16 protein-coding genes and 1 tRNA gene are annotated in these 18,187 nt (G+C 44.5%); 12 read left to right on the forward strand and 5 right to left on the reverse strand.

The annotated features are described in order from the left end of the window. Positions 1-108: 108 nt before the first annotated feature. Positions 109-1,746: a sensor histidine kinase gene (locus tag IE163_RS17255; RefSeq protein ID WP_229833640.1), complete on the reverse strand. Its 1,638-nt coding sequence runs from the start codon at positions 1,744-1,746 to the stop codon at positions 109-111. A 141-nt stretch (positions 1,747-1,887) separates the two neighbouring features. Here IE163_RS17255 and IE163_RS17260 point away from each other — a divergent pair, with 141 nt between their 5' ends. Beyond that, on the forward strand, positions 1,888-2,286 hold the full coding sequence (locus tag IE163_RS17260; protein WP_189434304.1) for a DUF3293 domain-containing protein: 399 nt from the start codon (positions 1,888-1,890) through the stop codon (positions 2,284-2,286). Here the strand turns inward: IE163_RS17260 and IE163_RS17265 are convergent. From IE163_RS17265 to trmB, 3 genes are read right to left on the reverse strand one after another with little or no spacing between them, the layout of a single operon-like run. Beyond that, entirely contained in the window at positions 2,283-2,600 is a 318-nt protein-coding gene (locus IE163_RS17265) for a hypothetical protein (RefSeq protein WP_189434306.1), read from the reverse strand. The genes IE163_RS17260 and IE163_RS17265 overlap by 4 nt on opposite strands. Positions 2,601-2,615: 15 nt before the next feature. Then, positions 2,616-3,623, reverse strand: a complete 1,008-nt coding sequence (locus tag IE163_RS17270; protein ID WP_189434308.1) for a methyltransferase — start codon at positions 3,621-3,623, stop codon at positions 2,616-2,618. Then, the gene (gene trmB, locus IE163_RS17275; protein WP_189434309.1) at positions 3,623-4,360 is read right to left on the reverse strand and encodes a tRNA (guanosine(46)-N7)-methyltransferase TrmB; all 738 of its coding nucleotides are present in this window, start codon (positions 4,358-4,360) and stop codon (positions 3,623-3,625) included. The genes IE163_RS17270 and trmB overlap by 1 nt, the downstream gene beginning before the upstream one ends. A 141-nt stretch (positions 4,361-4,501) precedes the next feature. Here trmB and mutY point away from each other — a divergent pair, with 141 nt between their 5' ends. From mutY to rlmM, 6 genes are read left to right on the forward strand one after another with little or no spacing between them, the layout of a single operon-like run. Beyond that, positions 4,502-5,560 (forward strand): A/G-specific adenine glycosylase, encoded by a 1,059-nt coding sequence (gene mutY / locus IE163_RS17280; RefSeq protein WP_189434311.1) that lies wholly within the window; start codon positions 4,502-4,504, stop codon positions 5,558-5,560. An 11-nt stretch (positions 5,561-5,571) separates the two neighbouring features. Continuing rightward, a complete protein-coding gene (locus tag IE163_RS17285; RefSeq protein ID WP_189434313.1) occupies positions 5,572-5,841 on the forward strand; it encodes an oxidative damage protection protein in 270 nt (89 codons plus the stop codon). 43 nt (positions 5,842-5,884) lie between these two features. Next, on the forward strand, positions 5,885-6,823 hold the full coding sequence (locus IE163_RS17290; RefSeq protein WP_189434316.1) for a transcriptional regulator GcvA: 939 nt from the start codon (positions 5,885-5,887) through the stop codon (positions 6,821-6,823). A gap of 15 nt (positions 6,824-6,838) precedes the next feature. Then, on the forward strand, positions 6,839-7,471 hold the full coding sequence (locus IE163_RS17295) for an alpha/beta family hydrolase (protein WP_189434318.1): 633 nt from the start codon (positions 6,839-6,841) through the stop codon (positions 7,469-7,471). Continuing rightward, a complete protein-coding gene (locus IE163_RS17300; RefSeq protein ID WP_189434320.1) occupies positions 7,446-7,811 on the forward strand; it encodes a DUF423 domain-containing protein in 366 nt (121 codons plus the stop codon). Before IE163_RS17295 ends, IE163_RS17300 begins: the two co-directional genes overlap by 26 nt. 1 nt (position 7,812) lies before the next feature. Continuing rightward, complete coding sequence (gene rlmM, locus IE163_RS17305; RefSeq protein ID WP_189434321.1) at positions 7,813-8,895, forward strand: 23S rRNA (cytidine(2498)-2'-O)-methyltransferase RlmM; 1,083 nt, start codon at positions 7,813-7,815, stop codon at positions 8,893-8,895. A gap of 109 nt (positions 8,896-9,004) precedes the next feature. Here rlmM and IE163_RS17310 read toward each other — a convergent pair whose 3' ends face one another. Beyond that, the gene (locus IE163_RS17310) at positions 9,005-10,192 is read right to left on the reverse strand and encodes an endonuclease/exonuclease/phosphatase family protein (RefSeq protein WP_373297901.1); all 1,188 of its coding nucleotides are present in this window, start codon (positions 10,190-10,192) and stop codon (positions 9,005-9,007) included. Positions 10,193-10,596: 404 nt separating this feature from the next. On the opposite strand from IE163_RS17310, the gene IE163_RS17315 reads away from it, so the two are divergent. The 5 genes from IE163_RS17315 to IE163_RS17335 all read left to right on the forward strand — a co-directional run bounded on the left by IE163_RS17315 (position 10,597) and on the right by IE163_RS17335 (position 16,858). After that, positions 10,597-13,707, forward strand: a complete 3,111-nt coding sequence (locus IE163_RS17315; protein WP_189434324.1) for a TonB-dependent receptor — start codon at positions 10,597-10,599, stop codon at positions 13,705-13,707. Between the two features lie 117 nt (positions 13,708-13,824). Then, entirely contained in the window at positions 13,825-14,457 is a 633-nt protein-coding gene (gene udk, locus IE163_RS17320; RefSeq protein ID WP_189434325.1) for a uridine kinase, read from the forward strand. 18 nt (positions 14,458-14,475) lie between these two features. Further along, on the forward strand, positions 14,476-15,684 hold the full coding sequence (locus tag IE163_RS17325) for a NupC/NupG family nucleoside CNT transporter (protein WP_189434327.1): 1,209 nt from the start codon (positions 14,476-14,478) through the stop codon (positions 15,682-15,684). 15 nt (positions 15,685-15,699) lie between these two features. After that, positions 15,700-16,650, forward strand: coding sequence for an isopenicillin N synthase family dioxygenase (locus tag IE163_RS17330; protein ID WP_189434329.1), 951 nt, complete (start codon positions 15,700-15,702; stop codon positions 16,648-16,650). A gap of 122 nt (positions 16,651-16,772) precedes the next feature. Next, a tRNA-Leu gene (locus tag IE163_RS17335) sits at positions 16,773-16,858 on the forward strand. Positions 16,859-18,187: the final 1,329 nt, after the last annotated feature.

Here is an 18,187-nt window from a genome sequence, read left to right on the forward strand (position 1 = left end):
CAAATTATGTGCAATTATAAACTATAGCGGCAATTGTTAACAAGAATTTTGTTAACAATTAGCCTTGTCTAATATTATTTTTTTATTATCTACTGTTATATCAGCGCGTTAGCTGTTTAGCTTAGAGGGGCTGACGCTACCCACCGGGAAATCAACATCAATTTGAATACCTTCACCAAGCTGGCTTTCTAAATTAATTTTGCCGTTAAGTGCTTGAGTTACCAAATTATAGACTAGATGCAGACCTAAGCCACTGCCGCCATCACCCCGGCGGGTAGTAACAAAGGGGTCAAAAATACGTTTACGGATATGCTCAGGTACCCCTTTGCCATTATCGCTATAATGTAGATAACATCTATGCTGCTTTAGTTGCACATCAATGATAATTTCACCAGCTTGCCCTTCGTCAAAAGCATGAATTAGGCTGTTCATGATGAGATTAATTAAAATCTGATTTATTGGCCCAGGTTTACTGGTAATAATTAAGTCTGCCGGACAATTAATTTTTAATTGATGCTGCGTTTTCTTTAAGTTAGGGCGTAATGAGAGTACTACCTCATTGAGCAATTGCTGCATATTGAATTGGCGTAAACTGTCATTAGACTGATCGACTGCTACCTGTTTAAAGCTGCTAATTAAACCTGCTGCCCGTTCTAAATTGCGGTAAATAATACCAAGGTTTTCTTTGCTATCTCCTAAGAAGCGCGCTAATTGATTGGATGAAAGTGTTTTCTTCTCAAAAGCCTGTTCAATTTCATGAACCTTATCTTGCAACAGAGTTGAAGCGGTTACGCCAAGGCCTATTGGGGTATTTACCTCATGTGCGATCCCTGCAACCATCTGACCGAGACTGGCCATTTTCTCGGTCTCAACAATTTGATTTTGATATTTGTGCAGTGTTGCTAAAGTATTCAGCAGCTCTTGGTTGGATTCTTTTAAAGCGGAGGTCCGTTCGCTGATTTTTTGCTCTAAACTTTGGTTCAGTTGCTTAATTTCTTGTTCAGCTTGTTCCATTTTGTAAAGCTGCCCCTCTACGCGGTCCATCATCGTATTGAAAGCACGATTAAGCTGGTTAAATTCGCGGAGTTCTGCAATTGGCGCTCTGACTCGATAGTCTTTATTACGGGCTACCTGATGCACCAGTTCCAGCAAGTCACTAATGGGTTTGGTAAAGCGTTGTTGTAGTTTTAACGCCATAAAATAGCACAGGCTCAGGGCAATAAAAGCGATGAAGACATTGATCATAATTTGCAGACGTTGTGAGCTTTCTAATCCTTCGTTACTGGCTCTGAGGTAAACGTAGCCTAAGAGCTGATTATCAACTGACACCGCTTTCATTTGCTCGATATAATCTTGATTATTCAAAGGTTCTGCCAGCTCGGCTAATCGGGACATCTGTGGTGGCCAGGGCCCTGTATCCCGGCGGTTATAACTGGCAAAAAATTTTAATTGCTGGCTCTCAGGCTCGAGTTGATAAATATGGACATTTTTGATAATCGGAACTGCACTCAGTGAATTGAGGCGTTGTTCTTCACGGAATTTATTATTATTTTGTAGGCTAGTTTGCGCGTTAATAGCCATAATATTGAGTAAACCGGAAAGCTGCTCCTGCAATTGTAGTTGTTGTCGCTGATAATCGAGGTAGTTAGATGATAGCAAGGCTATCGATAAGGCGGTGCTGCAAATTAGCATTACCAACCAGATAAAGGCGCTTTTCATTGAGGTCGTGCGATTTAGGCTTGTCATCTGCGGTTCAGATTCTCTATGCAACGCTATCAATAGTTATTATGATGCTAAACAGATAATAGTCTTTTCGCAAAGGTATAGTGGAAAAATTATCTATCACAGTTCATAGTATTGGCGAGCCAGATGACAAAGGTGTGGTTTATGGAGCTGTGGGAAAGCTATAAGCGTAGTATTTTTTTGTGTCATCAGCGGCTGGCAGAGCATATAAGTTTTGCTATTATCAGCGCGCAAAACCCTGCTGGGCAACTTAGCAGTCCGGTGGCTAATCAACTTTTCGATAAACAGCTGCAGGCTTATCTAGAACAAATTAATACCCCATACCGCTCTATTACCGGCGCCGCGCCTGATTTTAGTTTTCAAGAAAAAAGTTGGATGGTGCTTTGTGACAAAGAGCAGGCTATCGCTATTGGTCGGCAGTTTACTCAAAATGCCATTTATTGGATTGAACAGAACGAACTGTATTTAGTGCCGGTGCTCTTAACTCAACGCGAAGAATATCTCGGCGGATTTAACAGTCGAATGTTTTTATTGCCATCTTAACGCTCGCGTCTTATCACTTGCAGCAAAGGCTCAACATCATGTTGTAATTCCGCTTTAAATTGTTGCTTTAATCTGTGTTGTGCCAGTCGCTGTTCTGCATTTTCAGGTTCACTCAACAGTGGCAAAAAATCAGTGATACAAATACAGCGCAATGCCGGTTTTTCCATATTAGGCAGTTGTACTGCCCGATAAATTTGATGCGGACAAGCACTGGTTCGGCTGGCGGCTTTAATACAAGTAGCATTATCACTGGCAGTAGCAGTGCTGCTGCCAGTGGCGAGCAGCACCATCATCAACAGCAGGTGTTTTTGCATCTTCAGCTTTTCCCGTTAGGACTTTACTGCTTGGTATACCACAAAACCATTGGCTTTTGCCAGAGCCTTCACATTGCCAAAGGCTTGCTCCAGTAATTGCTGATAAGCGAGATGATTATTGGCAACCAAAGTTAGGGTGCCGCCTTTTTGTAATCGACTTACACTTTGGGCAATAAAAGCTTCACTGATAGTGTAATCGGTTTTAATGCCTGTATGAAACGGGGGATTACTGACGATATGCTTAAAGCTTGCCGGTTCGGTTGGTAAACCATCGGCAGCAACAACTTTACCGGATAGCTTATTTGCCGCTAACGTTGCTTGTGTTGCCTCTACTGCCAACATACTGATATCAGAGCAATAAAGTTCTATTGCTGGCACTTGCTGCTTTAATGCTGCGCCAATAATGCCTGCACCGCAGGCAAAGTCGAGCACTCTGCCATCCTGAATATGTGATAGATGTTGTAATAATAACGCTGTACCCACATCTAGTTTTCCATGATTAAAGACGCCAGCTAAAGAGCAGATCGTTAACGACATGTTGTTTAGCGTGAGCGAAAATTCACTTAGTTGTCTGGCTGCTAGGCTGCCAAAATCACCCGTTAGTGAAAACCATAAACAATGTTTGGCGTTGTCTAGCTTGTGTGCATGTAGTCCAAGCTTCTCTGCATGGTTAACTAAGCTTTTAATGCCACCTTTATTATCGCCGACTACATAGATATGCGCGCTGTCGGTTAATGCTGAGCTTAAAAGCTGCAAGCTACCTGCTAATTGCTCTTTGCTTTTTGGATAAAACACCACCGCAGTGTCAAATTGCTCGGTAAACTGTGGTTTGGCAGCAAAGTACACTGTTGATCCGGCTTGTTGCCACTGGTTTTGCACCGCTGCATCGGTGGTATAGCAACTAAAAGCAGTTAAACTATTTAGTTGTCGCGGGAGTTGATCCGCCTCTGGCTCAACAAACAAAACTTTGCCTGTTAAGTCACTCTGATTGCGTAAAATAAGCTGACTGGTGTTAGCGAGCATTAACTTATCCTTTTAAACATAAGATCCCAAACACCATGTCCAAGCTTCTGGCCGCGTTGTTCAAATTTGGTGAGTGGCCGATGTTCCGGGCGCTCTACATAGTCGCCACTAGCAGACAAGTTCTCAAATCCCTCTGCCGCGCGCATAACTTCTAACATATGCTCGGCATAGTTTTCCCAGTCAGTTGCCATATGGAAAACACCGCCGATTTTTAATTTGCTACGCAGTGCTTGCACGAAATCTGGCTGCACGATACGTCTTTTGTGATGACGTTTTTTATGCCAGGGATCCGGGAAAAATAGCTGCACGGTATCTAAGCTTTGCTCGGGAATCATTTGGGCCAACACTTCTACTGCATCGTGTTCAAACACTTTAAGATTACTGAGTGCTTCGGTATGCGCTTCCGATAGACAAGCGCCAACTCCAGGTCTATGTACTTCGATACCGATAAAGTCTTGTTCGGGTGCGGCTTTGGCCATGGCTACCAGGGATTTACCCATACCAAAGCCTATTTCCAGCACTCTCGGCGCACTGCGAGCAAATACCTGATCCAAAGATAATAAAGTATCCTGGTAATCTATACCGTACTTTATCCAGTAATTGTCCAGAGCATGTTGCTGGCCCTTCGTCAGGCGGCCCTCACGCAGCACAAAAGAACGAATTCGCCGCAAATAAGGCGCTGTGGCGTTAGTGTCTTCAGTATTTTCTGGTGATGGCGTCTTGGCCTCTGTGCTCATGCTCTGCTCCGATACGATAAAATAGCGGCGTATTATCCTTGGAATAAGGGCTAAGCTCAACCTAATAAAATAGTAGCTATCTGGTAAACTAGGTTACAACAATAACCTTTGCTTAAATGAACTGGATTTAGGAGTATAATTTTGCAGCACGCAAGCTGGTTTAGCGAACAATTAGTTAAGTGGTACCGGCAGCACGGCCGTAAAACCCTGCCATGGCAAATAGAAAAAAGCCCCTATAAAACCTGGTTATCAGAGGTGATGTTACAGCAAACACAAGTTGCAACGGTGATTCCTTATTTTCAGCGTTTTATGGCGCGCTTTCCCGACGTGAACAGCCTGGCAGAAGCACCGATTGATGAGGTACTGCATTTATGGACGGGGCTTGGTTATTATGCCCGTGCCCGTAACTTACACAATGCGGCCAAAAAAATTGCTACAGACTTCTCTGGTGAGTTTCCAACCGATTTTGCTGATGTTCTGGCTTTGCCAGGGGTGGGGCGCTCTACTGCCGGTGCCATCTTGTCTTTGTCGCAGGGGCAGCATTACCCCATTTTAGATGGGAACTGTAAAAGGGTACTCGCCCGGTTCGCCGCTATTGAAGGTTGGCCTGGCGAAAAAGCCGTAGAGCAAAAGTTATGGCAACTGGCAGAGCAGTTTACCCCGGCTGATACGGTTGCAGAGTTTAATCAGGCCATGATGGATTTGGGGGCCTCACTTTGTAGCCGGAGTAAACCGCGCTGCAGTGAATGCCCATTAAAGTTAAACTGTGTGGCGGCGCTAAGTGGCGAGCAGGCACGTTATCCAGGTAAAAAGCCGAAAAAAACGATTCCCGAGCGGCAAAGCTTCTGGTTGCTGTTACGCTATCAGCAGCAAGTTTGTTTGGTGCAGCGCCCTCAGGCGGGGTTATGGGGCGGTTTATTTGGCTTTTTAGAGTTTGCCAATGCTGCCGAGCGTGAGCATTATCTGCTGGTACAAGGACTCAAGGTAACGCAACAACAAGAGTTGCCCGCTTTTCGCCATACCTTTAGTCATTTCCACTTATGGATCCAGCCACTCGTAGCAGAACTAAACGCATTACCTTTGTCAGTACAGGAGCAATCGGCTGCTAGTTGGTTTACAATATCGGCTATGCCTGAAGTGGGGTTGTCTGCGCCAGCTAAACTTTTGCTAGAGCAACTGGCCACCCATTCATTTGATTAAGGATTTGTATTATGAGCCGTACCGTTTATTGTCAATATTTAAAAAAAGAAGCGCCGGGCTTAGATTTTCAGTTTTACCCGGGAGAGCTGGGTAAAAAGGTTTTTGACAATATCAGTAAAGAAGCCTGGGCCCTGTGGCAAACCAAGCAGGTGATGCTGATTAACGAAAAAAAGCTGAATATGATGAATCTGGAACACCGCAAGTTATTAGAAGAACAGATGGTTGCTTTTTTGTTCGAAGGGCAAGAAGTGGAAATTGAAGGTTACAAGCCGCAAGCTTAAACCGACAATAATCTTGATTATTCAAATTGATTAATGGACTCGTATGGCCCGCCGTCTGCCACCTCTTAATGCACTAAAAGCGTTCGAAACCGCTGCCCGCCACCTTAGTTTTACTAAGGCGGCTGAGGAGATGTACGTTACGCAAGCGGCGATAAGCCATCAGATAAAAGCATTGGAAGACCATCTGGGCTTGAAGCTATTTATGCGCAAAAATCGCGCCTTGCTGCTAACGGAAGAAGGCCAGAGCTACTTTTTAGATATTAAAGAGATTTTCTTGCAGTTGCATGAGGCCACCGAAAAGTTGTTGGCGCGTGGTGCTAAAGGCTCGTTAACGGTAAGTCTGCAGCCAAGTTTTGCTATTCAATGGTTGGTGCCGCGTTTAAACCAGTTTAGTGAACAACATCCGGATATCGATGTGCGGATTAAAGCGGTGGATTTGGATGAGGGCTCGCTAACGGATGATGTGGATGTCGCTATTTATTATGGTCGCGGCAGTTGGCGCAATCTACATGCTGATAAATTGCATACTGAATATTTGTTGCCGGTGTGTTCTCCCTTATTACTTAGCGGAACTAAGCCGTTACAAGAACCTACCGATCTACGTTTTCATAACTTGTTACATGATGGCTCCAGGAGAGCCTGGAAGGCGTGGTTTACCACCCAGGGCTTTAAAAACTTTAATGTAAATCAAGGCCCTATTTTTAGTCACTCGTCAATGGTACTGCAAGCGGCGATTCATGGGCAGGGCGTGGCATTGGCACATAACGTGTTAGCGCGGCCGGATATTAGCTCTGGCCGGTTAATAGTGCCGTTTAACCATGTATTAATTAGCAAAGATTCATACTATTTGGTTTGTCGGGAGAGCCAAACTGAACTCGGTAAAATTACCGCATTCAGACAATGGATGCTGGATATGGTGTTAGCGGAACAAGCCGATTTTGCTGAGCAGCAGTTTACGAATGCTGTTGCCCTGGATGATTAAGGTAAAAAGCCTAGCATGAAAGCGCATCTGCTGCTTACCCATGGTGCGGGAGCTTCCTGTCAAAGTGATTTTATGCAGCAATTGGCGATAGCATTGCGCGCAGAGCAGATTAAGGTGACTTTGTTCAATTTTAGCTACATGCAAGCGCGTTTGGTTAGCCTGACGAAAAGACCACCACCCAAAGCCGTGTTATTAGTGCCAGAGCTAGCGCAGGCCTTGGCTGAGCTAACGACGGGTTTGCCGCTTTTTGTTGGTGGTAAATCGATGGGCAGCAGAGTGGCTTCATTATGGGCGGCACAACAAGCTAAGCCGCTTAGTTCTGTTGATAGCAGTAATGAAAGTCAGGCTCGCGCAGTGTTTGCTTATGGCTATCCGTTTCATCCGCCCAGAAAAGATAGCTGGCGTACTGAGCATTTTGCAGCACTAAAGCTACCATTACACATTATACAAGGCGAGCGAGATCCTTTCGGTGGCAAAGCTGAATTAGCCTCGATGGCTTGGCCGAAGGTGAGTATTGATTGGCTTGCGGCAGCAGATCATGATTTTACCCCGCTAAAAAGCAGTGGTTTAACTCAAGAGACACTGATCAAACAAGCCGCTAATTTAACCAGTAGGTATATTGATGCCATTCTTGCACAAAGCAAATAAAAGCTTAGCGGCGCTATACGGCGCTGTGGTAGTAGGGTTAGCAGCGGCCTTAATGCATTTATGGCAAGCGCAGTTAACTGGCGAGGATACTGGCCGTGTTCTGGCAGCGCTTGGTATGTTGGCATTTCATGCACTCGCCTTGTTACAACTGCCGATGGCGAGCCGTTTACTGTCATTCACGGCCATTTTCTGGCATTTAGGTATCTGGTTATTTTGTTACACCTTAATAGCGGGCGCGTTACAGTTGCCATTTCACTTTTCTGCTTTGGCGCCCTATGGCGGCCAGAGTTTTATTTTAGGTTGGCTGTTACTGGCCATAGCGCTTTGGCGCAGGAATTAATATGAAACAATTACTATTGTACTGTCGTGCCGGTTTTGAAAAAGAATGCGCGGCAGAAATTCAGCATACAGCAGGTTTACATAATGTGTTCGGTTACTGCAAGTTAAGCGCTGATAGCGCCTACGTTATTTTTGAAGCCTATGATGCTGACAGCCTAGCGCAGTTTTACCGCGACTATCCGTTTGAACAGTTTATCTTTATCCGCCAGTGGAGCCTGCTGTTGGCTGAGCTGCTTGAGTTGCCGCCGGCAGATCGAATAGCGCCAGTAATTGCCGCCGCACTTAACGCCGAACTAAGCAGTTGTGGTGAGATAAGAGTGGAATATCCGGAAACAAATGACGGTAAAACCTTATCAACCCTGGCGCGGAAACTAACAGTGCCACTGCGTCAGGCATTACGACAAGCAGGCGTATTATTGCCAAAAGAACAAAAACGGGCACCTGTGCTGCATTTGTTTTTATTAACGGGGCAACAGGGCTATGTCGGATTGTCGTATCCGGAGAACAACAGCCCACTGGAAAATGGCATTATGCGGCTGAAGTTTCCTAACGAAGCACCAAGTCGCAGTACTTTAAAGCTTGAAGAAGCCTTTATTCAGTTTATTCCTAAGCATGAGTGGGATAAACGCCTGTCTGGTGGCATGAATGCGGTAGATCTTGGCGCTAGCCCCGGTGGCTGGACTTATCAGCTGGTAAAACGCAGTATGATGGTCACTGCGATTGATAACGGCCCTATGGCTGAGTCATTAATGGAAACCGGTCAGGTGCGCCATTTAATGGTGGATGGCTTTAAGTATGAGCCACAGAAAAAGAATAACCATTGGCTGGTTTGCGACATGATAGAGCAACCACAAAGGGTGGCAGAGCGTATTGCAGATTGGCTAATCAATGGCTGGTGTCAGGAAACTATTTTTAACCTGAAACTGCCAATGAAAAAGCGCTATGAAACGGTGACAGACATTTTGCAGCAACTTGAGCAGCGCCTGGCCGACGCTGGCATCAAATACCGGCTGCAGGTTAAACATTTATACCATGACAGGGAAGAAGTGACGGTACACATACAAAATCTGGTACAACGTTTCTAATCAGCTGAGCAGCGGGGCTTCACCGCGAAGCGCTGGGCCAGTTGTGCATTAGAACAAATAGGGCAGGAAAACTGGCTTCGGAAAGTCGCTTAGGAAAAGGAGCGCTGCATTAGTCAGCGCTTAATTCTACTGTTACCCACACCAGGCGATGATCCGAACTGGCGCCGCGTGAGCCAACCAGCGGGTAGAGAGGATCGGCTTTTACCGGCCAGAACACACCGCTGTCTTTTAACTGCAAACCCGCTTTTGACGGCAATACATAGTCGGCACGCATCCGCCACTCAGCGGTGTGAAATGCCGCTTTCGGGTTATCCGGAGTATGTTCTGCACCACCTAAGCTAGCGGGCGGCATACTGTTGTTAATTCGCGGATGGTTGTACAGCATGCCAATACCACTGTTTAAGGCATTGCCTTCGTTATCCGCTGAAGCGTTCTGATCGCCCAGCAGTATAAAGCGGGCGTTTTCTGCTAAGCCGCCTTTGTTGCCGTTATCATCGCAAATATAAGCTGCTTTTTGCGGTGTTAAGTAATCGGCCCATAAACGGATTTCGTCATGGTTACGAATGCCATTACGGTTTTCTTCACCGTCAAATACTGGTGGAGTGGGGTGGCTGGCTAACATATGCAGCGTTTTGCCATGAATATTAATTGGGATATCCCAGTGGCTTTTAGATGAAAGTGGAAACTTTGCCCAGGCATCTTTACTGTACCAGGGGCTGCCATCCGCTTTTTTTGTTGGCATAAAACCTGGCATATCCCGCCATTTAAAGTGCTGAAAAGTTCGAACTTTGGCTGTGTCTATTGGATATTTAGACAACAGCACCATTCCGTACTGGCCAGGGTAAAAACCATAGCCCCAGGCATCCGCTCCCACACCGCTTGCGTTACCATCGTTATCTAAATCATAAGGACTGGGCTGGCCGGTATTTACTGTACTGTAGTAGTAAAAGGGATAGTCAATTGCTTCACTGCCCGCCTGCGCTTTGTTTAGATAGTTTTTAATAAAGGCTGCAATACCCAGCTTAGGATCTTCAATATAGTCAAATTCATTCAGTAGCAGAATATCTGGCCGCACCTGCTGAATAATGGCGGCAATATTCTTGACTTGTGGGTGCTCACCGTTGGCGAGAATATCAATTAACACCTGACTACTGCCACGCTCACCGCGCGGCAGATAATTTTCTGCTTCCATGCTGACATTAAAGGTGGCAACTTTGAGTTGAGTTTGCGCCATAGCTGTAGGAACGATCACGATCAATAAAGTAGCAACTAGCGTACTAAGGAATAGTTTTGACATAAAGCATTTAAAACTGTTTTTTATAAGAGGCTAAGCATAACCAGCTAATTTTGATAAATCCAGCTATTAAGCTGATGCGAGTTGTAGGAAAGCCGTTAATGAGCTTCAAGCAAAAGTAAGCTAGCATGGGTTAATGCGCCAAAAGCAATATTAGTGCACTGTTTTAAAGCAAATAGATATTTTTTAACCGATTTTCTGACATGTTGTTCGCATCAGAAAATAGGCATGTTACACTATTATTACGGGACTGCTTTGACAACTATATAACGCATTAGTTCCTGTGATTTGGTGTCTGTAACGAAAATGACATATTTATCGTTTAGTCTTTGTACCAGATTTAAACCAATTCTAGAAAAACTAAATCGGATTTAGCTTAGAAATCACAACTACCAGGTGAAAACGATATGAAAATTAAACATTTAGCAATGGCCGTAGCAATAGGCCTTGGCGCGGTAAGCGCAGCTTACGCTGAAACTTCTTCAGCAATACGCGGCAGTGTGCAGGATGCGCAAGGGCAAGTAACTGCTAATGCCCAAGTGGAGATATTACACGTCCCTTCAAATACCCGTACTGTGGCAACTACAAATCAGTCAGGTTCTTTTGTTAGCAGCGGTTTACGTGTTGGTGGTCCATACACCATTACTATTACAAGCGACCAAGGAACCATTCGTTACGAAAATATCTTTCTTTCACTTGGTGAGCCGTTCCGTTTAAATGCACAATTAGAAACGGCGCAAGCAAGCAATATTGAAAGAATTGCTGTAACAGGTTCTGTTGGTAATTTGCTTAATATGGGCAAAATGGGGGCAGGCTCAGTTTTCAGCTCCGCGGACATTGAAAGTGCGCCGTTGTTTGATCGTGACTTAAAAGATGTTGTTCGTCAGGATCCGTTAGTGGTGGTATTAGGTGATAACGATAGTTCAATGTCGGTAGCGGGTGCTAACCCACGTTATAACAGTCTTACTGTTGATGGTGTTCGTCAGGATGATGACTTTGGTCTGAACGGCAACGGTTACCCAACAAGACGCTCACCGATTCCTATCTCTGCTGTTGATCAAATAGTGGTTAACACCTCTCCGTACAATGCTAAGTTCGGCGGCTTTACTGGCGCCGGCATCAATGCGGTAACTAAGTCTGGTACAAATGAGTTTGCAGGTTCTTTATTTTATGAATACATGGGTGATGAGCTTTCTGGTAAGTCTGGGCGCAGCGGCCAGCCAAAGACAGATCTTGGTGAGTTCGAGCGTAAAGTTTACGGTTTAAGTGCTGGTGGCGCTATCGTTCAGGACACGTTCTTTGCTTTTGTTGCTTATGAAAAACTAGAAGAGCCAAGTACTTTACTATGGGGACCTGCCGGTGTTGCTACACCAAATAATGCTTCGGTAACTGTTGCCGATCTAGACCGGGTGTTAAATATAGCTCGCAGTGTATATGGCGTAGAGCCAGGTACCTGGGAATATAACCCACCTGAGAAAGATGAAAAATTGCTTGTTAAGTTAGACTGGAACATTAACGATGACCACCGTGCTTCGTTAACTTACCAAAATACAAAGAGCAATGGTGTAGCCCCAGGTTTTGCCTCTTCTAACAGTCGTATTACTATGGACTCGACTGCTTATGATAATAAACAAAATCTAGAATCTCTTGCTGCGCACTTGTATTCAAACTGGACTGATAATTTCTCTACAGATATTAAACTGGCTTGGAAAGATGTTAATACCAACCAAGATCCATTAAGAGGGCGTGAAGTAGGTCAGGTAGAAGTTCGTACGCCTTCAGGTTCAGTTGTGTTCGGTGCCGATAGTTTCCGTCATGTAAACGTATTGACCAACGAACTGTTACAGTTCCGTTTCGCAGGTGAATATTTACTCGAAGATCATACTATAACTTTTGGTTGGGATCGCGAGACCTTAGATGTGTTCAATGCTTTCGTTCCTTATACCTTAGGTCAATGGACCTTCAATAGCATCGAGAACTTTGAGAACCGTTTTGTAAACTCACTTCGTTACGAAAACGCCTTTAGCGGTAATTCAGATGATGCGGCAGCTGCCTTTAAGTTCACCACAGACTCTTTGTTCTTACAAAACAGCTGGGAGCTGTTTGAATATGACTTAACGTTAGACTTCGGTTTACGTTATGAGCGTTATAGTTCAAGTGATAAGCCGGTAGTAAATCAAAACTTCTTAGAAAGATATGGCTTTGATAATACCGAGAACTTAGATGGCAAATCACTGCTGATGCCACGTATTGGTTTCAACTGGCGTGCGACGCCGGAAGCCACAGTACGCGGTGGTGTAGGACGTTTTGGTGGTGGTCGTCCAAACGTTTGGGTTGCTAACAGCTTCTCTGTTGATGGCGTAACCAAGGTGCGCGCACCTAATAGTGTTTCAAACAATATTGAAAATGTTGATATTAAAGTAATCCCAACCCAGGTAGCAAACTCTCTGCAACCGGGTAATGGTGATGTTAATGCGATTGATCCAAACTTCAAGCTACCATCAGAGTGGAAAGCTAATTTGGCCGTTGACTATGTGCTTAATCTTGATGGCTTAGGTCGTTGGGATTTAACGGCAGAATATTTGCACTCGTATAAAGATCGCGATGTGATTTGGAAAGATTTGTACAGAGAGCAATTCCCAATTACTGTAGGTCCAGATGGTCGTAACATCTACTCAGTGCCAGATAACCGTCATGATATTTTATTTATTAACGGTAAAGGTGGTCGTAGTAACGTGTATGCACTTGGTGCGTCTACTAAGATAGATAAGTTAAATATGCGTTTTGGTTATGCTCACCAAAATGTGAAGGACGTGTCGTCAGGCACATCCTCACAGGCGGCATCTAACTTCTCTCGATACCCAGCTGTCGACCGCAATATTCCACAAGCAGGTATTGCTGGTTATCAAATCGAACATCGTTTGAATATGACCTTAACCTATTCACACGAGTTCTTCGCTGGTTATAACTCTAGGTTTACTGTTTACGCGGAAAGACGCTCTGGCCGTCCATATAGTTGGACAACTGGCCCAGGTAGTACTTTTGGTGATAATGGTAGCTTAGGTGGTACTGATGATCGCAACGGTTATTTAGTATATGTACCAAGTGGCCCGAATGATCCAGCAGTAAGATATGACGGCAATTTTGGTTGGGATAACTTTGTAGCTGCAGGTCTGGATAAATATGCGGGTACTATAGTTCCTCGAAATACTGAGTCTGGTCGTTGGACTTCAACAGTCGACTTTAAGTTTGAGCAAGAAATCCCAGGTTTTGCTATCGGCCATAAGGGTTCTGTTTATTTTGAAATTAAAAACTTACTTAATCTAATTGATAGTAGCGCAGGACGTGTTTACGAGACAGCTTTCCCAGGCTATCAACGTATTGCCAACGTCGCTTATGATGCCGCTGCTAATCAGTATGTTTACAGCGCACCAACTGCTCGTACCGGCGTGCCAGAAGCATTCCGTAACGTAGAATCAGCTTGGCGCTTAAAAGTTGGCGTAAGTTATAAGTTCTAATAAAGTGTAATAATATGAATGCCCGCAGTTAGCGGGCATTTTTTTTGGATTTTTTATTCCTAATTGTCACGTTATTAGCGATAATTACCAGCTATTTTAAATACGGTAGGCTGTTTTATGGGTAAAAATACCATTATCGCTATTGCGGGTGCTTCGGCCTCCGGTAAAAGTTTATTTGCATCAACTGTTTACCAAGAGCTAGTAGCAGAACTTGGCGGAGAGCGTATTGCCATATTATCCGAAGACGCTTATTACCGGGACCAAAGTCATTTGTCTTTTGAGCAACGCATCCTCACTAATTATGATCATCCTTCTGCTTTTGAACATGAATTATTAGTTGAACATCTCAAAGCGCTGCGTGCAGGGCAAAGTATCGCTATGCCGCAATATAGTTATAAGTTACATACCCGGTTGGATGAAACCATTAAAGTGCAAGCTGCTAAGGTCATATTAGTAGAAGGTATTTTATTATTGACGGATGAGAAGCTTCGTAACCAATTTGATATCACAGTATTTATGGATACACCGCTAGATATTTGTTTGTTACGCCGTATTAAAAGAGACTTAGAAGATCGTGGCCGTAGTCTGGCTTCGGTAACAGAGCAATACGAAAGCACAGTACGTCCGGCGTTCTTTGAGTTTATCGCCCCTTCCAAACAATATGCCGATCTGGTAGTAACCCGCGGTGGTAAAAATCAGATTGCTATCGATATTATAAAAGCAAAAATTCGCCAGCTTCTGGCAGAATAATAACCAGGGAATACACCTATGATGGGATTAGTGGGCATTTTCGCCCTGTTATTGGTCGCTTATGCAGCGTCAGCAAATCGCAGCCGGATTAATTGGCGGACTGTGGGGGGCGCTTTTGCTATTCAAATTGCTATTGGTGCCTTTGTGCTTTATGTGCCCTTTGGCCAGGAGGTGCTTTATAATATTTCGCAGGTGGTGGCGAATGTTATTAGTTACGCCAATGCCGGTATCTTATTCTTATTTGGTGATTTGGGGAGTTTTTCCCAAGGCTTTATCTTCGCCATCCATGTTTTGACTATTATTATTTTCTTCTCTTCGCTTATTGCTGTGTTATACCACATTGGTGTGATGACCTGGGTTATTCGACTTATTGGTGGCGGTTTACAGAAATTATTAGGTACTAGTCGTCCTGAGTCGATGTCTGCTGCAGCTAATATTTTTGTTGGGCAAACAGAGGCCCCACTTATTGTTCGACCTTTTATTCCAACAATGACTCGTTCAGAACTGTTTGCGGTTATGGTTGGTGGCTTAGCCTCTGTGGCTGGTTCAGTATTAGCGGGCTATGCAGGGCTTGGGGTTGAATTAAAATATCTGATCGCCGCCAGTTTTATGGCCGCACCAGGTGGTTTCTTAATGGCGAAAATGATTTTGCCAGAAACTGAAACACCGAAAAACGAACTCGCTGAGATTGGTGGTGAGAAGCCACATACTAATCTAATTGATGCCGCTGCTGCCGGTGCCTCCAGCGGTATGCAATTAGCGTTAAACGTAGGCGCTATGTTGCTTGCTTTTGTTGGCTTAATCGCCTTAGTTAACGGTATCGTTGGTGGAGTAGGCGGCTGGTTTGGTAAAGATGACCTAACACTGCAATTAATCTTTGGTTATGTATTCCAACCTCTGGCCTTTATTTTAGGTGTCTCTTGGGATGAAGCTCGGGCAGCCGGCAGTTTTATTGGTCAAAAACTGGTAATTAATGAATTTGTCGCATACCTCGACTTTGTGCAAGTAAGAGAACAGTTAAGCGCCCACACTCAGGTAATCGTTACTATTGCTTTATGTGGTTTTGCTAACTTTTCTTCTATTGCCATTTTATTAGGTGGTTTGGGCGGTATGGCACCAAGTCGCCGCGCTGATATTGCCGAGTTAGGGTTAAAAGCCTTACTTGCTGCAACATTAGCGAACTTAATGAGCGCTGCAATAGCAGGGTTCTTTTTTTACTTAGGCTAAAAACAGGTCTTTTATATGACACAGCATGTCCCAACGTTAGATATAAGACGGTTTGCCACCGACAAAGATAACTTTGTTGCCGAAATTGGCAAGGCCTACACTGAATTTGGATTTTGTGGCATTAGCGGCCATGGTATTCCAGATGAAGTGGTAGAGAATACTTACAAAGCAATTAAACAGTTTTTTGCATTACCGAATGAGGTAAAAGCAGGCTATGCTAAACCCGGTCAAGGTGGCGCTCGCGGCTATACCGGTTTTGGTGTAGAAAAAGCCAAAGACTCTAATCATCCAGACCTCAAAGAGTTTTGGCATGTTGGCCGTGAACTGGACGGTCCTGCGCCGCATCCAAGTTTGTATCCTAATGTTTGGCCGACAGAGGTGCCGGAGTTTAAAGCGGCAACTTACCAGTTATACACTGAGCTGGAAAAGTTGGGTAATCGTGTGCTTGAGGCATTGGCATTATTTTTAGGCCAGGAGCAATCATACTTCGCGGATAAAGTGAATTATGGCAATTCGATTCTGCGGCCTATTCATTATCCACCAATCAAAGATACTGCTACCCAGTCAATTCGTGCCGGCCAACATGAAGATATCAACCTGATCACTTTATTGGTAGGGTCAAACGAAGCTGGCTTGGAAATACTGCGCCGCGATGGCAGTTGGTTGCCGGTAACTACTATTGAAGGCACTATCGTAGTTAATATCGGCGATATGTTACAGCGGCTGACTAACCACGTCTTACCGTCAACGACTCACCGTGTTGTTAACCCGGCTGGTATGGCTGCGGGTGAACCGCGTTATTCCATTCCGTTCTTTATGCATCCTAATCCAGATTTTGTTATTGAAACGCTGGAAAGCTGTATCAGTAATGAGAGGCCGAATCGTTACCCAGAACCGATTAACTCTAATGATTATTTAATGCAGCGATTAGAAGAGATTGGCTTGCTAAAGAAGGTTAAATATTAAGCTTGCTGCTTGGTAATTAATCGAACGATATACAGCTTGATAAAATGTGCAGTTTGTTAGTTGACGTAATTTAAAAACTCGCTATACTGCACGCCATGTTAAGCGCGTAGCGTAAACATAACGCAGATGTGGTGGAATTGGTAGACACGCAAGCTTCAGGTGTTTGTGCCCACAAGGCGTGAGAGTTCGAGTCTCTCCATCTGCACCAAATTAACCGGCTAAGGCCGGTTTTTTTGTTTTTGCCGTCCATGGCAAAAACCTGCTGCGCAGGCCAGCTGAAGCTGTCTAAAACTGATCCTGTCAGTTTTATGTGCCTGCAATCCATGCAGGCATCCCTCCGGGACCAGCCTAAGGCTTTCCACAAAACGGCAGGACAGCCGTTTTGCACAGCTATGCTGCCGAAGGCGAGCGTCATGGATGATGCGAGTGCAAAATGTTCCCTACATTTTTGTGTTTTGCCGTCCATGGCAAAAACCTGCTTCGCAGGCCAGCTGACGCTGTGCAAAATTGCTCCTGCAATTTTGTGTGCCTGCAATCCATGCAGGCATCCCTTCGGCACCAGCCTTTGGCTGTCCAAAAACGTTAAAATAGCTATTCTTCTTTTATACACCTTGTTTTGAGTTGCTAGAAAACAGGCCTACATTTACTTACATTACCTATCCGTCGTTACAAGAGCCAAAGCTCAGATAGCAGAGCATCTTTAGAGGGCATAACTACAATCGATCTCATCACCTATAGGTTCTTAAGAATCGGAGCATAAAAAGCGATAGCTATATAAAGGTAGCTGTAATTGCTTTGATAAGCTGAGGTCTGGAGTTTCAAGCTTTATAGTAAAGTGCTATATACCCGCCATGATCAAAGTTGCTGCAGTGCTGGCTTGATTCGCTCCCTGAAACGCCAGTCCGAGCCAGTCACATGGACAACTGTACTAAGTGATATCCATTTGCCGCCTACCTGCAGCGTCAATAATTTTGGCTCTATATAAAGAGAGGCGAGTTAAAGGTGGATGTTGTTTAATTCGAGCAAACGGAATACCAACTGCGTATGGTACAAAGTAGGGCTGAAAGCGTCCTATTATGGTGGTGTTGAACCATAAAAATAGCCTTAGTAAAGCGATAAGTATGAGTTTTTGTAGGTAAAATAAGCTTTTTGAGTGGTTTTTGTGCGGTTGGTGCGGTTTTTCAATAAATTCTGATAAAACCTATTGCACCAATTCTAAAACGCCCTATAATGCGCGCCATGCCACGGGGCGCTGCGCTAAACGAGAGTGAAGCCAGTCACCGGGTGAGAAAAACGAGTTGCAAAAATCTTTTAAAAAGACGCTTGACAGCAAGTTTAAAATCACTAAAATGGCCGCCTCGCTTCAGGCTGCTAACGAAAGCCTCGAAAAGCGAAGTGAAGCAAGAAGTGAAGTAAAAAGTAGAGTCGAACGTGACGAGGTGTCTTAAAAAAGAATCTTCCTCACGCTTGACTTAAAATCTGGGAAGTGTAACATACGCCTCCCGCTTTGAAGTTCAAAGCACGCTCTTTAACAATT

The sequence above is a fragment of the Alishewanella longhuensis genome (genome assembly GCF_014653435.1).
GTDB classification, from domain to species: domain Bacteria; phylum Pseudomonadota; class Gammaproteobacteria; order Enterobacterales; family Alteromonadaceae; genus Alishewanella; species Alishewanella longhuensis.

Coding starts and splice junctions, on each gene's coding strand:
- rlmM (WP_189434321.1), top strand. CDS start 7,813: ATGAAACAATTACTATTGTACTGTCGTGCCGGTTTTGAAAAAGAATGC.
- IE163_RS17285 (WP_189434313.1), top strand. CDS start 5,572: ATGAGCCGTACCGTTTATTGTCAATATTTAAAAAAAGAAGCGCCGGGC.
- IE163_RS17310 (WP_373297901.1), bottom strand. CDS start 10,192: ATGTCAAAACTATTCCTTAGTACGCTAGTTGCTACTTTATTGATCGTG.
- IE163_RS17300 (WP_189434320.1), top strand. CDS start 7,446: ATGCCATTCTTGCACAAAGCAAATAAAAGCTTAGCGGCGCTATACGGC.
- udk (WP_189434325.1), top strand. CDS start 13,825: ATGGGTAAAAATACCATTATCGCTATTGCGGGTGCTTCGGCCTCCGGT.
- IE163_RS17265 (WP_189434306.1), bottom strand. CDS start 2,600: ATGCAAAAACACCTGCTGTTGATGATGGTGCTGCTCGCCACTGGCAGC.
- IE163_RS17260 (WP_189434304.1), top strand. CDS start 1,888: ATGGAGCTGTGGGAAAGCTATAAGCGTAGTATTTTTTTGTGTCATCAG.
- IE163_RS17330 (WP_189434329.1), top strand. CDS start 15,700: ATGACACAGCATGTCCCAACGTTAGATATAAGACGGTTTGCCACCGAC.
- IE163_RS17295 (WP_189434318.1), top strand. CDS start 6,839: ATGAAAGCGCATCTGCTGCTTACCCATGGTGCGGGAGCTTCCTGTCAA.
- IE163_RS17290 (WP_189434316.1), top strand. CDS start 5,885: ATGGCCCGCCGTCTGCCACCTCTTAATGCACTAAAAGCGTTCGAAACC.
- IE163_RS17255 (WP_229833640.1), bottom strand. CDS start 1,746: ATGACAAGCCTAAATCGCACGACCTCAATGAAAAGCGCCTTTATCTGG.
- trmB (WP_189434309.1), bottom strand. CDS start 4,360: ATGAGCACAGAGGCCAAGACGCCATCACCAGAAAATACTGAAGACACT.
- IE163_RS17325 (WP_189434327.1), top strand. CDS start 14,476: ATGATGGGATTAGTGGGCATTTTCGCCCTGTTATTGGTCGCTTATGCA.
- IE163_RS17270 (WP_189434308.1), bottom strand. CDS start 3,623: ATGCTCGCTAACACCAGTCAGCTTATTTTACGCAATCAGAGTGACTTA.
- IE163_RS17315 (WP_189434324.1), top strand. CDS start 10,597: ATGAAAATTAAACATTTAGCAATGGCCGTAGCAATAGGCCTTGGCGCG.